Raw genomic sequence first — 14,096 nt, 5'->3', positions numbered from 1 at the left:
GTTATGAACATCGCGGTGAACATGGTGATGCAGCGGGGCAATTAACCATGCGGGAGGTAATGTTGAACATTAAGGTCAATTGTTCAACATATACTTTTGTATGGTCATTGGTTTTTCGGGGGAGTTTAGTGTCTTACACATTTGGTGAAGACATCACACCCTCGATCAGATCGTCAGCCCTCATTGACCTAAAACAATGTCTTAATAACAATGCGTTAATCGGACTGGGCAATGATGTCGCGCAGGGTGCTCATTAACGCGGCGGCACCGGGAGAAAGGCGTTGGTGGCGCAAGCTCACCAGTCCGTAAGGTTGAACACTTAGCGTCTCGCTGAAGGGCAAAAGATGAAAACGTTGCGGCGGGCAGAGTAGATCGGCGGCTTCCCGTGTGGTCACCGTAATGGTGTCGGATTTATCCACCAGTGCCAGCGAGAGCAGCAGGTCGGCGGTATCAACGATTTGGCGGGGCGGCGCGACCTGATGGTGTAAAAACAGGCTATCCACCCGCTGGCGCATCAGCGCACCGGCAGGCTGCAGCGACCAGGGGTAGCTCGTCATGTCCGCAAGGTTGAGCGTTTTCTTAACGGATAATGGATGCCCTTGGCGGCATACGAAGCAGAGTTCCTCCTCACCGATTTCTTCAAATACGAAACGCTCGGCATCGACGCCTGCGGGAATACGGGTAATCGCGAAATCCAGCTCGCCTTCGAGCAGACGCGGCACCAGCACCTTGCTGACATCCACATCCACACTGATTTTTAACCCTGGCCGGTCGCGGTGTACCCGCTCAATCGCGCTGGTAAGCAGTGTGACCGCCGGCGCCATTACCGTGCCGACCGCTACCGTGCCCGCATTCCCTTCGCCGAGAGCGTTCAACTCCTCACCGGTATGCCGTAGCGCCGAAAGCATGCTGTGGGCGTGGCGAATCATAATCTCGCCGTACCAGTTAGGCGTTAGCCCGCGGGGGTGGCGATCAAACAGGCGAATACCCAGATTGGCTTCCAGATCGCTGAGTAGCTTTGATGCGGCGGGCTGGCTCATATTGAGCTGGGCCGCAGCGCGATGCAGGTTGCGCTGCTCATCCAGCGCCAAAAATAGCTGAAAATGGCGCAACTTTAGTCGCACGTCTAAAAACCAGTTCTCACCGAGAACGCCCATAGAATAAGCCTTGAGTTGTTATTGATACTAAGAAGTATATCGATAGTGAGGTATTTGTATATTGGTTGGTTATGCCAGACATGGCTACTGTAGTCTCTGTATCGGTGATAACGTCCTAAGTTAACTGCACCGGCCTAACAACAATAAGCTAGCAACATAAAGTACGCCTCCAGGAGGAAGCTCATGCCTCTCATGTATAGCCAACGATTACAAAAGGGTTCGCCACTGATGTTCGGTGCCATTGTCGCAGCGCTGTTGGCAAACGCTGCGCAAGCTCAGAGTGGTTCTGACACCGACGCAGGCAGTGGTGCCGATAGCGGAATACAGACATCGGTATTTGGCCACTTGCCCGATGGCCGTCAGGTCGATGTCTATCAATTTACCAACGCCAACGGCATCGAACTGCGGGTGACCAACTACGGCGGCATCATTCTGTCGCTGAAGACCCCCAACGTGGATGGCGAATTTGACGATATCGCGCTGGGTTTCGACTCTTTGGAAGCGTATCTCTCTGATGAGTATCGCCAGGCAAATCCCTACTTCGGCGCCATCATTGGGCGTTACGGCAATCGTATTGCGAATGGCCAGTTCTCCCTTGATGGCGAAAGCTATTCACTGGCCACCAATGATGGCAGCAATCATCTTCACGGCGGCGATCAAGGGTTCGATAAAGTGCTGTGGCAAGCCGAACCCTTTGTAAACGAAGCAGGTTCTGGCTTGGTATTGCGCTATACCAGCGAGGATGGCGAAGAGGGTTATCCCGGTAGGTTAGAGACCGAGGTCACCTATACGTTGACCGATAACGACGAGCTTATGGTCGATTACCAGGCCGTGACCGACAAGGCCACACCCATCAACCTCACCCAGCACAGCTACTTCAACTTAAAGGGCGAGGGTAGCGACACTATTCTCGATCATCAGCTCATGATCAACGCACCAGAGTTTACCCCGGTCAACGACAGCCTGATTCCCACCGGCGAGATTCGCTCGGTAGACGGCACGCCGTTCGACTTTACCCAGGCGACGACGATTGGCGAGCGGATCGAGCAGGAGAACGAGCAGCTCGGTTTTGGCGGCGGTTACGACCACAACTTTGTGCTTGACCGGGATAATGCGTCAGCGGATGAGCTGGTGCTGGCTGCCAAGGTGTGGGAGCCCGAGAGCGGCCGCATGGTGGAGATCACCACCACTGAGCCCGCGATACAGTTCTATTCCGGCAACTTCCTTAACGGTGACCTGACCGGCAAACAGGGCCAGGCCTACGGGCACCGTTCCGGCTTTGCGCTGGAAACCCAGCACTATCCCGATTCACCCAACCAAGAGGCATTTCCCAGCACCCTTTTAGAACCTGGTGACACCTATCGTTCGCGCACGGTTTACCGTTTCTCAGCGCAACAAGATATGGGTTCGTAAGCCTGGTACTTAACGATGGTACTTAACACGGGCTTTTAACCACCTGTGGTTTGGGAATAAATACTGAAACAGCAATAAAAACTGAAATAGCAATCAAAACAACGCTAAAAATCGTAGGAGTATAACAATGAGATTGACTAAGACATTTACCCGTTTAGCTCTCGGCAGCGCGATTATGCTGGCCTCACTGGGGTCTGCCCAGGCCCAGGAAGACGAAGTGAAGATTGGCTTTATCGTCAAGAAACCGGAGCAATCTTGGTTCATTAATGAACAAAAAGCAGCCACCGAGGTAGGCGAAGAACTAGGCTTCGACGTGGTGCGCCTGGGCGGTGAGGACGGCCAGGAGGTGCTTAGTGCAATTGACAACCTCTATTCTCAAGGCGCTCAGGGATTTGTTATTTGCCCGCCGGATGTGCGCTTGGGGTCAGCGATTATGAACCGTGCCGAGCAATATGGCATGAAGGTAATTACTGTCGATGATCAGTTTGTTAACTCAAGCGGTGAACCTATGGAAGGCGTTCCTCACCTGGGTATGTCGGGCACCAAGATAGGCCGGCAGGTGGGTGAAGCCATCACCGCTGAAATGGAAGCCCGCGGCTGGAACCCGGAAGAGGTTGGCGCGCTACGCATCACCAATGACGAGCTACCCACCGCTGTCGAACGCACCGATGGCGCCACTGAGGCGCTACTCGCCGGAGGCTTCCCGGAAGATAATATCTTTGATGCGCCCCAGCAGAGCACTGACACCAGTGGGGCTTTCTCAGCGGCTTCCCCGGTATTTTCTAAACAGGATGATTTTGAACACTGGGTGATCTATGCCCTAAACGAAGAGAGCGTGCTGGGCGGTGTCAGGGCCTCTGAGCAGTATGGTTTAGCGCCGGAAGATGTGATCGGCGTGGGCATCAATGGCTCCGGGGCCGCCTTTGCGGAATTCTCCCGGGATAACCCCACCGGCTTTCACGGTACGGTAGCGGTCAGTTCCACCATGCACGGCCGTCAGACCGCTGAAGACCTCTACCGCTGGATTAGCGAGGATCAAGAGCCGCCTGCCAATACCGAAACCTCCGGCACGTTAATGACGCGCGACAACTGGGAAGAAGTGCGCGCTGCGCTCGGTCTATAAAGCGCTTGGTTGGCAATAAAAGAGGCCTGTAACGGGCTCGCTGTTACAGGCCATCTGCGGAGTACTCATGCATGTCTGATGCTTATTTACGGTTCGACGGGATTAGCGTCGTGTTCCCCGGTGTTCGCGCCCTGGATGGGGTGAGCTTTGCCGCTCATGCCGGCCAAGTGCATGCGCTAATGGGAGAGAATGGCGCGGGTAAGTCCACCCTGCTCAAGGTGCTCAGTGGCGTTAACCGGGTCGCCGAAGGCGCACTGTGGATCGATGGTCAGCGACACGTCTTCAACAACGCCCGGGAGGCGCTGCGGGAAGGCATCGCGATTATCTACCAGGAGTTGACGCTCTCGCCCAATATGTCGGTGGCCGAAAACCTGCTGCTGGGCCAGCTGCCCACGCGGCAGGGGTTTGTTAATCGCCGCGAGTTAAAGCAAAAGGCCTTGGCGATTCTGGCTGATCTCGGCGAAGGGGATATCCACCCCTCGACCAAGGTGCGCGAACTCTCCATCGGCCAGCAGCAGATGATCGAGATTGGCCGTGCCTTGCTGCGGGACGCCAAGGTCATCGCCTTTGACGAACCTACCAGTAGCCTCTCGATTCAAGAGATCCGCCAACTCAAACGCATCGTCAAGCGGCTACGCGACGAGGGCCGGGTAGTGCTCTACGTGACGCACCGCATGGAAGAGGTGTTTGAGATGTGCGATGCGGTCACTATCTTCCGCGATGGCAAGCATATCCGCACCCATGAAGATATGTCGGCGCTCAATCACGACCTGCTGGTGAGTGAAATGGTCGGCCGCGATATCGATGATGTGTACGGCTATCGTCCCCGGGAGCAGGGCGAGGTGGTGTTTGCCGTGGAGGGTATTGAAGGGCGCGGCTTAAAGGCCCCGGTAAGTTTTTCAGTGAAGCGCGGCGAGGTATTTGGGCTGTTTGGCTTGGTAGGGGCAGGGCGCAGCGAGCTGCTGCGGCTGGTCTGCGGCGTCGAATCCCCCAAAGCCGGCAGCGTGACCTTTAACGGCAAATCGCGGCGCTTTAAAAGCCCGGGTGAGGCAATTCGCGCCGGTATCGCCATGTGCCCGGAGGATCGCAAATCCCAGGGGATTTTTCCGGTGGCCAGCGTCGCCGATAACCTCAACATTAGCTGTCGGCGCTTTTTCAAACGCTGGGGCGTTTTTCGCCACCCCGGCCGTGAACGGCGCAATGCCGAAGCCTATATCCAGCAACTCAGCGTTAAAACCCCCGGCCCACGTTCGCCGATTGGCAAGCTCTCAGGCGGCAATCAGCAGAAGGTGATTCTGGCCCGCTGGCTGGCTGAAGAGATTGACCTGTTCGTGATGGACGAGCCGACCCGGGGGATCGATGTAGGCGCACGACGGGATATTTACTCGCTGCTCTACGACCTGGCCGAACAGGGCAAAAGCGTGGTGGTGATCTCCAGTGATCTGGCGGAAGTCAGCTCCATCTGTGATCGCATCGCCGTGATGCGCGATGGTGAGCTGGTGGAAGTAGTGCCGCGGGAGTCGGCTACGCCGGAACGTCTGTTGGGCTTGGCGCTACCCGCCTAAGTGTTAGCTTTTTTTAGGGTTTCCAAGATATTTCGTTCTTAGAGAACAAGTTCAGGACAAACATCATGACAACGAACAACGCAACCCAAGGTGAGACTGCTCCTGCCGGCCCGCGGGGCGCCAGGGGCTGATCAAACCGCTGCGCACGCTGCTGGATACCTCGGGACTGATCGCGATTTTTCTGCTCCTGTTTATCGCTCTAGCGGTACTCATCCCTGATTTTCTGACCGGCCGCAATATGGTTGGGCTACTGCTTTCGATCACCCTGATCGGCAGTTTGGCCACCACCATGATGCTGGTGCTGGCCCTGGGGGAGGTGGATCTCTCGGTGGCCTCTACGGTGGCCTTTGCGGGTGTGGTCGCGGCGGTGGTGACTTCCAGTACCGGTAGCGTCTTTATCGGTGTCATCGGGGGCATTGTCGCTGGGGGCGCGGTGGGGGCCTTTAATGGCTTGGTGATTGCCAAGTTTGGCATTAACTCTTTAATAGCCACTCTGGCAGCGATGGAGTTTGTGCGCGGTCTGGCCTACATCACCTCCGGCGGCGACGCGGTGATGATTACCGTGCCGGGCTTCTTTGACCTGGGCAGCGCTTCCTTCCTCGGACTGACTCTGCCGGTATGGACGATGCTGGCCTGTTTCGTGATCTTTGGCGTAGTGCTCAATATGACCGCCTTTGGGCGGAATGTACTGGCCACCGGCGGTAACTCGGAAGCCGCCGCTCTGGCCGGGGTCAATGTCCGTCGCCTCAAGATTATCGTTTTCGGCCTCCAGGGCGTAGTGGCGGGCGTGGTCGGTGTACTGCTGGCTTCACGCATGGGTCTGGGTGACCCCAATACCTCCATGGGCCTGGAACTGGCGGTGATTTCCGCCTGTGTTCTGGGCGGCGTGGCGCTATCCGGCGGCGTGGCCACCATTACCGGCGTGGTGGTCGGCGTGCTGATTATGGGCTGCGTTCAGAATGCCATGGGGCTGCTTAACGTCCCCACTTTTTACCAATACCTGGTGCGTGGCGCGATTCTGCTGCTGGCGGTGATGTTTGACCGCTGGAAACAGACCCGCCGTCAACGAGCCTAACGCTTAAAACGTTATCCCTTTATTTGTTTGCCACTTTTTTCCGGTTTGTACGGAGGCTTTGTTATGTCTGATCGCCAGCGCCCATTACGCTCAGCCCAGTGGTTCGGCACCGCTGACAAAAACGGCTTTATGTACCGCAGTTGGATGAAAAACCAGGGTATTCCTGACCATGAGTTTCAGGGCAAGCCGATTATCGGTATCTGTAATACCTGGTCGGAGTTGACGCCCTGCAACGCGCACTTTCGCAAGTTGGCGGAGCACGTGAAGCAGGGCGTGCTGGAGGCGGGCGGCTACCCGGTGGAGTTCCCAGTGTTCTCCAACGGTGAATCCAACCTGCGCCCTACTGCGATGTTCACCCGTAACCTGGCGAGCATGGACGTGGAGGAGGCCATTCGCGGCAATCCCATCGATGCCGTAGTGCTGCTGGTGGGCTGCGACAAAACCACTCCGGCGCTGCTAATGGGCGCGGCAAGTTGCGATATTCCCACCATCGTGGTGACCGGCGGGCCGATGCTCAACGGCAAGCACAAGGGCAAGGATATTGGTTCCGGCACCGTGGTGTGGAAGCTCTCCGAGCAGGTCAAAGCCGGTGAGATTTCACTCCACGACTTTATGGCCGCCGAAGCGGGCATGTCCCGCTCCGCGGGCACCTGCAACACCATGGGCACCGCCTCCACCATGGCCTGCATGGCCGAATCGCTAGGCACCTCGCTGCCGCACAATGCGGCGATTCCGGCGGTAGACTCCCGCCGCTACGTGCTGGCCCACCTCTCCGGCAACCGGATTGTCGAGATGGTCAACGAAGACCTGCGGCTCTCCAAAATCCTCACCAAGGAAGCCTTCGATAACGCCATCCGCACCAACGCCGCCATCGGCGGCTCCACCAACGCGGTGATTCATCTAAAGGCGATTGCCGGGCGCATCGGTGTAGATCTAACCCTGGACGACTGGAGCCGGGTCGGCCGTGGCACCCCGACGGTAGTGGATCTGCAGCCCTCGGGGCGTTTTCTAATGGAGGAGTTCTACTACGCTGGAGGGCTGCCCGCTGTGCTCAGGCGCCTGGGCGAGGCCGACCGGCTGCCCTTCAAGGACGCCTTGACCGTCAACGGCAAAACACTTTGGGAGAACGTCAAGGACGCCCCGCTGTACAACGATGAAGTGATCCGGCCGTTGGATAACCCCCTCACCGCGGACGGCGGTATCTGCGTGGTGCGTGGCAACCTGGCCCCCAACGGTGCGGTGCTCAAGCCCTCAGCGGCGACCGCCGAGCTGATGCAGCACCGGGGTCGCGCGGTGGTATTCGAAGACTTCGACGACTACAAGGCACGCATCAACGACCCAGACCTGGGCGTGGAAGCCAACGATATTCTGGTCATGAAACACTGCGGCCCCCGCGGTTATCACGGTATGGCCGAGGTAGGCAATATGGGCCTGCCGCCCAAAATCCTCGCCCAGGGCATCACCGATATGGTGCGTATCTCCGATGCTCGCATGAGCGGCACCGCCTACGGCACGGTGGTACTGCACGTCGCCCCGGAAGCCGCCGCCGGTGGCCCGCTGGCGGCGGTACGCAACGGCGACTGGATCGAGCTCGACTGCGCAAGCGGCCGGCTGCACCTTGATATCAGCGATGAAGAGCTGGCGTCGCGCCTGGCGGAAAGCGACCCCACTGCCGCTTCAACGCTGATTGCCAGCCAGGGCGGCTATCGGCAGCTCTACATCGAGCGGGTGCTGCAAGCGGACGAAGGCTGCGACTTCGACTTTCTGGTCGGCTGCCGAGGCGCTGATGTGCCGCGTCATTCGCACTGATTAACTGTACAGGAGGCGCGATGACCGCCAGACTGGCCGACAAGCATATTCTAGTGACCGGTGCAGCCACCGGCATCGGCCGTGCCATTGCAGAGGCTTGTGTTCGTGAGGGCGCCATCTTGACGTTACTGGATATGGAGGGGGAAAGCGTTGAACGGCTGGCGACACGGCTATGTGGCGAGGGGTATCAGGTTCAAGCGGTAGTCGCTGACATTGTAGACCGATGTGCGGTGGAGGCTGCCGTAGCGAAGGCCCGTGAGTACTCCGGGCCCTTAACCACCCTAGTCAATAACGCAGGCATGAATGTCTTCCACGAGCCACTTGCCATGCCGGATGAAGCCTGGCAGCGCTGCTTATCGGTGGATTTGGAAGGCGCTTGGCACTGTAGCCGGGCGGTGCTGCCCGATATGCTGAAGCAGGGCGGAGGCGTCATTATTAATATCGCCTCCACTCATAGCTTCTCGATTATTCCCGGCTGTTTTCCCTACCCGGTCGCCAAGCACGGCTTGGTCGGTTTGACCCGAGCACTCGGTATTGAATATGCCTCCCGCGGTGTGCGCGTCAATGCTATCGCGCCGGGCTATATCGCCACCCCAGCGGTAGAGGCCCATTGGCAAACCTTTGATGACCCCGTCGCCGCCAAGGCCCGCATTGAAGCGTTGCTGCCGCCGGGGCGGCTAGGGCAACCTGAGGAAGTGGCCATGACAGCGGTCTTTCTAGCCTCAGATGAAGCACCCTTTATCAACGCAAGCTGCTTAACGATTGATGGTGGACGTAGCGTGGTCTACCACGACTGACGAAGCGATGCTTAACTGCTTGGACACACTTTTTTAAGCCTCCGCTGCTATTAATCGGTCGGCCTAGGCTTCACGGGCGGTTTGGCTATCTAACAGCGTCTCGCCATCGGTGGCGTTCAGCGCTATGGCGATACCGCCCATGCAGGTCATGTCGCGATCCCAGGCGCAGCTTTCAATGCGGGTGGAGCCCATTAGTTCGGCCACTAGGGCTTCGTCGATGGCGCCATGCATGGCCGCTTGCATGGCGTCAAAGCCGCGTACGCCGGAACCGGTAATCAGCACTAGATCGGGGTTGAACAGCGCCAGCACATTGGCGATACCGTACCCCAGTGCACGGCCTGCCTCTGCATAGATGCGCTGAGCCAAGGGGTCGCCTTGAAGTGCCAGTTGGGTTAGCGCTTGCATCTGCTGCTCGGAGGGGTGTGCGCTGTCGCCGGAGGGGAGTTCTAGATGCTCGGCGGCGGCGCGATAGAGCGCGTAGTCACTGGTGTAAGCTTCAATGCATCCCCGTCGCCCGCAGGCGCAAAGGGCGCCATCGGGCTGATATTTGCTATGCCCAAACTCAGCTGCCGAGCCATTGGCGCCGAGATAGGGCACGCCATTAATCAGCACCGACATACCGATACCATAGCCCAGCATAATTACCACCAGGTTGGGGCAGTCCGCATAGGCGGGCTGGGCCGCCAGCACGCTGGCGATACAGTTGGCATCATTCTCGAGTAGCACGCTGCAGTGAAAACGTTCCGCCAATCGCGCCGATATCGGTGCATTGCGAAAGCTTAAAGCGGGTGACCAGATGATCGTACCGCTTTGCGACGACACCACCCCCTGTACCGCCAAACAGATCCCCGCCAAGCGCTGAAACCCCGTCAACTGTTGTGTGCAAACAGCCCTGATCTTCTCCTCCAGCAGTGCTTCCAGGTCGTCGGCGCTCAACCTCAAGGTGTTCACTGCATGGTGCTCGCTATGGTGTATCTGGGCCGCAAAATCGCCTACTACCAACTGGATCTCATTGATCGACAGCTTGATACACACCACGCAGGCGGCAGTGGGGTCGAGTCCAATCAAGGTTTTTGGTCGACCACGCCCGTTGGGGCGGGGGGCTTCAGGCGGGCGTTCAGTGATCAATCCCTGCTGGAGTAACTCGGCGCTGATCGAGGTGACGGTGGCAGAGCTAATGCCGTTGATTGCCCCCAGGTCGATGCGTGCCACCGATCCTTGGTCACGCAGAGTGCGGATCACCGCGAGGGTGTTGTCGAGGCGGCTGGTATCAGTCGACGGAAGGGCCATAGGGTCGCCGTTATAGTTCGTGTTGAAAAAAGGCTGTCATGCCAATTGTCTTGCGCACTCATCCTGGGGCGTTAACGCGATTGTCAAAATACGACCTAAGTTGCATATGCAAGTATTTATTTTAGCGCCTAAAGTAAATCAAGCATCATTCTGACGCAATCGATGCTGATAAGCCCCAACACAATAACAACAGACATTATCAGGTGGCCCCATGCTGTTATCAGCGCGCAAACTCTGCCGCTCCTTTGGTGATAACCAAGTGTTATTCGACGTTGATCTCGACCTGAAGGCGGGGGAAGTACACGCCCTGCTGGGTGAGAACGGCGCCGGTAAATCGACCTTGGTAAAAATCCTAGCTGGGTATCTTCGTCCTACTTCGGGCGAAGTGTTAGTAGACGGCCAAAATAAGCAATACCGCTCCAGCGGAGAAGCAGAGGCCGACGGCGTGGTCATGATCCACCAGGAGCTGGCGCTGGCGGAGCAGCTCAGCGTGGAGGAGAACATTTTTCTGGGCCGCGAGCTGCGCCGGGGGCTCTTTCTGGATCGGCGTGCCATGCGGGAACGCAGCAGTGCAGCGCTGGCGGAGCTTGAAACCCACGTGGATCCGCGTGCTCGAGTGAAAGACTTAAGCACTTCCGATCAGCAAATGGTAGAAATCGCCAAGGCCATCACCCGCGACGTGCGCGTGCTGATTATGGATGAACCTACTGCCACCCTGACCGAAAACGAAGTGAAGGTACTGTTCGCACTCATCGACCGTTTGCGCCAGCGGGGCGTGGCAGTTCTGTATATCTCCCACAAACTGCGTGAAATCGAGCAGATTGCCGACCGCGTGACGGTACTGCGCGATGGCCATTTGATCGATAGCGGCCCCATGGCCGGGCGTAGTAAAGAGGAATTGGCACGACTAATGGTGGGGCGTGAGATTACTGAGATGTACCCACCGCGTACACAGCTGGCTGAGGATGCGCCGGTGGTACTGGAAGCGCGGGACTTCGTGGTACCCGGTGCCGTGAAGCAGGCCAGCTTTAGCCTACGGCGGGGCGAAGTGTTGGGATTTGGCGGCATTGTGGGCGCCGGACGCACCGCGCTGATCGAAGCGGTGCTTGGCCTACGCGGCAAAAGCGCAGGCCAGGTACTGCGCAACGGTGAGCCGGTGGAGCTGCGCCACCTGCGCGATGCGGTGCATCAGCGTATCGCTTATCTCACCGAGGATCGCAAGGGCAAAGGGCTGGTGCTCAATATGGATCTGCGCTCCAACGTTACCCTGCTCAATTTACGCGCTCACTGTCACCCCTTGATTGACCGCCGCCGTGAAGAGCAAGCCTTCCAGCAGGCTATCCAGCGCTTTGATATCCGCCTGCGCACGGCAGCGCGCGCCGCAGCTGAACTCTCCGGCGGCAACCAGCAGAAGTTGCTGCTCGCCAAGGTGATGTCCATCGACCCCGAAATCGTGATTATCAACGAGCCGACCCGGGGCATTGATGTGGGCACCAAGCACCAGATCTATCACTTTATCCATGAACTGACCGAAGCAGGCTGCTCGGTGATTTTGATCTCTTCAGAGATGGGCGAGCTGATTGGGCTTTCCCACCGGGTGGCGGTGATGTGCGCGGGTGTACTCACCGGGGTGCTTGAAGGTGAGCAAATTAATGAACAAGAAATTATGCAGTACGCATCCGGCATTAGGGGAGTAGGGGTCGATGAGCAGCGTTATGGCTAATAACAAAACAACGAATAAAGCAGCTAACCCAACCACTCAGAAAAAGGGTTTCTCCATAGACCTTAAAACCTGGGGGCCTTTCGTCGCGCTACTTGCCCTGGCACTGCTGGGTGTGCTGATTAATCCGGCTTTTCTGGGGCTGGATAATCTCTCAAACATGCTCACCCGCAGTGCCTTTATCGGCATTATCGCCATCGGCGCTACCTTTGTGATTACCGCAGGCGGTTTGGATCTGTCGGTAGGGGCGATGGCGGCCTTTATTGCCGGGGTGATGATTATTCTGATGAACAGCCTGGTCGAGCAGTTTGGCGCGGGGCTGACCACCGTGCTGTTCGGCGTAGGTGCCTCACTGCTACTCGGGCTGTGCGCTGGTTTTATCAACGGCATGGTGACCACCAAAGGCAAAATAGAAGCCTTTATCGTCACCCTTGGCACCATGGGAATTTACCGCTCGTTGGTCACTTACCTCGCCGATGGCGGCACCCTGACACTGGATTGGGCGGTGCGTGATATCTATCGCCCGGTCTATTACGGCAGCTTCCTGGGCATCACTATTCCGGTCTGGGTGTTTCTGGCGGTCGCCATTATTGGCTATATCCTCCTCAACTACACCCGCTTCGGACGCTACTGCTTTGCCATCGGCTCCAATGAAAAAGTCGCCGAATATAGCGCCATTCACGTGGATCGTATCAAGACCATGACCTACATGCTGCAGGGCGTGTGCGTGGCGTTGGCGACGATTATCTATGTGCCTCGGCTGGGCTCTGCTTCAGGGGCTACCGGGGTGCTCTGGGAGTTAGAGGCAATTGCCGCGGTGATCATCGGTGGCACCATGCTTAAGGGCGGCCATGGGCGCATCTGGGGCACGGTGGTGGGCGCTATTATGCTCACCATGATCGGCAATATTCTCAATTTGACCGACGCCATCTCTAATTATCTCAACGGTACGGTGCAGGGGATCATCATTATTGTGGCGGTCTACCTGCAGCGTGCCTCGTGGAGAAAAACAGCGCCTTAAGGCTCTGAAACGAATGTAAAAACCAGAAAAACGTTCGCAACATCAACCCTTAGCCGCTCGCAACAAAGCAATTGAAAACAGCAAGTAAAAACAGCAAGTAAAAACAGCAAAACAATTACAAACACGAAAGGAGCATCACTATGCGAACCATCAAGACAGCAGTGAAGGCCTGCGTCACTACTGCAGCACTCACTTCAGCAATAGGGCTCTCCGGCGCCGCGGTTGCCCAGGAGTACACCATCGGTGTATCTATTCCCGCCGCCACCCACGGCTGGACGGGTGGGGTCAATTACCACGCTGAAGAGGCCAAAAAACGCCTTGAAGCGCTCTATCCCGATATCGAAATCACCATCTCCACCGCGGGCACGGCCGGTGAGCAAGCCAATGATCTGGAAGACTTGGTATCGCTGCGCAATATCGATGCGCTGGTGGTGCTGCCGTTTGAGTCTGGCCCACTGACGGATCCAGTGCGCCGTGTGAAAGACTCGGGTGTATTTGTCACCGTGGTGGATCGGGGCCTGACGGAAGAGGGTATTGAAGATCTCTACGTGGCGGGCAACAACCATGAGTTAGGCCGCGTGTCCGGCGAGTACATCCGTGAGCGTTTGGACGATGAAGGCGACATTGTGGTGCTGCGCGGCATCCCTACCGTGATCGACGATGAGCGGGTGCAAGGCTTCCAAGAGGCCATCGAAGGCTCTGACATTAATATCCTCGATATGCAGCACGCTAACTGGAACCGCGACGATGGCTTTGAAGTGATGCAGGACTACCTGTCGCGCTTCGACAGCATCGACGCCGTTTGGGCTCAGGATGACGATATCGCTCTGGGGGTCATTGAAGCGGTGCGCCAGGCGGATCGTGAAGATGAGCTGTTTATCGTTGGTGGCGCGGGCATGAAGGACATTATCAAGCGGGTCATGGACGGTGATGAGCTAGTGCCGGTAGACGTGCTATATCCACCTGCCATGATCGCCACAGCCATGGATCTCACCGTGCAGCATTTTGTCTCTAATGGCCCGGTGCTGGGCGAATATATTCTTGGCTCCCCGCTAATTACCCAGGAGAACGCCGAGCAGTACTACTTCCCCGATTCGCCGTTCTGATCGCGTATTGATTGCGTATT

At 57.3% G+C, this 14,096-nt stretch carries 10 protein-coding genes and 1 pseudogene; 9 read left to right on the top strand and 2 right to left on the bottom strand.

All coding sequences use genetic code 11. The features are described from left to right. Positions 1-215 precede the first annotated feature (215 nt). Positions 216-1,157, bottom strand: coding sequence for a LysR substrate-binding domain-containing protein (locus tag OM794_RS18375; protein ID WP_226246996.1), 942 nt, complete (start codon positions 1,155-1,157; stop codon positions 216-218). A 183-nt stretch (positions 1,158-1,340) separates the two neighbouring features. Here OM794_RS18375 and OM794_RS18370 point away from each other — a divergent pair, with 183 nt between their 5' ends. The 6 genes and pseudogenes from OM794_RS18370 (at position 1,341) to OM794_RS18345 (ending at position 8,939) form a co-directional block, all read left to right on the top strand. Further along, on the top strand, positions 1,341-2,570 hold the full coding sequence (locus OM794_RS18370) for an aldose epimerase family protein (RefSeq protein WP_226246997.1): 1,230 nt from the start codon (positions 1,341-1,343) through the stop codon (positions 2,568-2,570). Between the two features lie 127 nt (positions 2,571-2,697). Then, on the top strand, positions 2,698-3,693 hold the full coding sequence (locus tag OM794_RS18365; protein WP_226246998.1) for an arabinose ABC transporter substrate-binding protein: 996 nt from the start codon (positions 2,698-2,700) through the stop codon (positions 3,691-3,693). Between the two features lie 71 nt (positions 3,694-3,764). Continuing rightward, positions 3,765-5,258: an L-arabinose ABC transporter ATP-binding protein AraG gene (araG, locus tag OM794_RS18360; protein WP_226246999.1), complete on the top strand. Its 1,494-nt coding sequence runs from the start codon at positions 3,765-3,767 to the stop codon at positions 5,256-5,258. Positions 5,259-5,323: 65 nt separating this feature from the next. Further along, positions 5,324-6,333, top strand: a pseudogene (gene araH, locus OM794_RS18355) (L-arabinose ABC transporter permease AraH). 63 nt (positions 6,334-6,396) lie between these two features. After that, a complete protein-coding gene (locus tag OM794_RS18350; protein WP_226247000.1) occupies positions 6,397-8,142 on the top strand; it encodes an IlvD/Edd family dehydratase in 1,746 nt (581 codons plus the stop codon). Between the two features lie 20 nt (positions 8,143-8,162). Further along, positions 8,163-8,939, top strand: a complete 777-nt coding sequence (locus OM794_RS18345) for an SDR family oxidoreductase (protein ID WP_226247001.1) — start codon at positions 8,163-8,165, stop codon at positions 8,937-8,939. Between the two features lie 63 nt (positions 8,940-9,002). On the opposite strand, the gene OM794_RS18340 is transcribed toward OM794_RS18345, so the two are convergent. After that, complete coding sequence (locus OM794_RS18340; protein WP_226247002.1) at positions 9,003-10,229, bottom strand: ROK family transcriptional regulator; 1,227 nt, start codon at positions 10,227-10,229, stop codon at positions 9,003-9,005. Positions 10,230-10,440: 211 nt separating this feature from the next. Between OM794_RS18340 and OM794_RS18335 the strand changes: the two genes are divergently transcribed. The 3 genes from OM794_RS18335 (at position 10,441) to OM794_RS18325 (ending at position 14,076) form a co-directional block, all read left to right on the top strand. Next, the gene (locus OM794_RS18335; protein WP_226247003.1) at positions 10,441-11,952 is read left to right on the top strand and encodes a sugar ABC transporter ATP-binding protein; all 1,512 of its coding nucleotides are present in this window, start codon (positions 10,441-10,443) and stop codon (positions 11,950-11,952) included. Further along, complete coding sequence (locus OM794_RS18330; RefSeq protein ID WP_226247004.1) at positions 11,945-12,970, top strand: ABC transporter permease; 1,026 nt, start codon at positions 11,945-11,947, stop codon at positions 12,968-12,970. The genes OM794_RS18335 and OM794_RS18330 overlap by 8 nt, the downstream gene beginning before the upstream one ends. A gap of 140 nt (positions 12,971-13,110) precedes the next feature. Then, entirely contained in the window at positions 13,111-14,076 is a 966-nt protein-coding gene (locus OM794_RS18325; RefSeq protein WP_211593890.1) for an ABC transporter substrate-binding protein, read from the top strand. Positions 14,077-14,096 lie beyond the last annotated feature (20 nt).

The organism is Halomonas sp. BDJS001 (genome assembly GCF_026104355.1).
Classification (GTDB): Bacteria; Pseudomonadota; Gammaproteobacteria; order Pseudomonadales; family Halomonadaceae; genus Vreelandella.
This window is presented reverse-complemented; position numbering and strand designations above follow the sequence as displayed.

What these genes read in the sequence shown, in the direction of transcription:
- OM794_RS18375 (WP_226246996.1), bottom strand. Translation starts at nt 1,157, where the DNA reads ATGGGCGTTCTCGGTGAGAACTGGTTTTTAGACGTGCGACTAAAGTTG.
- OM794_RS18370 (WP_226246997.1), top strand. Translation starts at nt 1,341, where the DNA reads ATGCCTCTCATGTATAGCCAACGATTACAAAAGGGTTCGCCACTGATG.
- OM794_RS18365 (WP_226246998.1), top strand. Translation starts at nt 2,698, where the DNA reads ATGAGATTGACTAAGACATTTACCCGTTTAGCTCTCGGCAGCGCGATT.
- araG (WP_226246999.1), top strand. Translation starts at nt 3,765, where the DNA reads ATGTCTGATGCTTATTTACGGTTCGACGGGATTAGCGTCGTGTTCCCC.
- OM794_RS18350 (WP_226247000.1), top strand. Translation starts at nt 6,397, where the DNA reads ATGTCTGATCGCCAGCGCCCATTACGCTCAGCCCAGTGGTTCGGCACC.
- OM794_RS18345 (WP_226247001.1), top strand. Translation starts at nt 8,163, where the DNA reads ATGACCGCCAGACTGGCCGACAAGCATATTCTAGTGACCGGTGCAGCC.
- OM794_RS18340 (WP_226247002.1), bottom strand. Translation starts at nt 10,229, where the DNA reads ATGGCCCTTCCGTCGACTGATACCAGCCGCCTCGACAACACCCTCGCG.
- OM794_RS18335 (WP_226247003.1), top strand. Translation starts at nt 10,441, where the DNA reads ATGCTGTTATCAGCGCGCAAACTCTGCCGCTCCTTTGGTGATAACCAA.
- OM794_RS18330 (WP_226247004.1), top strand. Translation starts at nt 11,945, where the DNA reads ATGGCTAATAACAAAACAACGAATAAAGCAGCTAACCCAACCACTCAG.
- OM794_RS18325 (WP_211593890.1), top strand. Translation starts at nt 13,111, where the DNA reads ATGCGAACCATCAAGACAGCAGTGAAGGCCTGCGTCACTACTGCAGCA.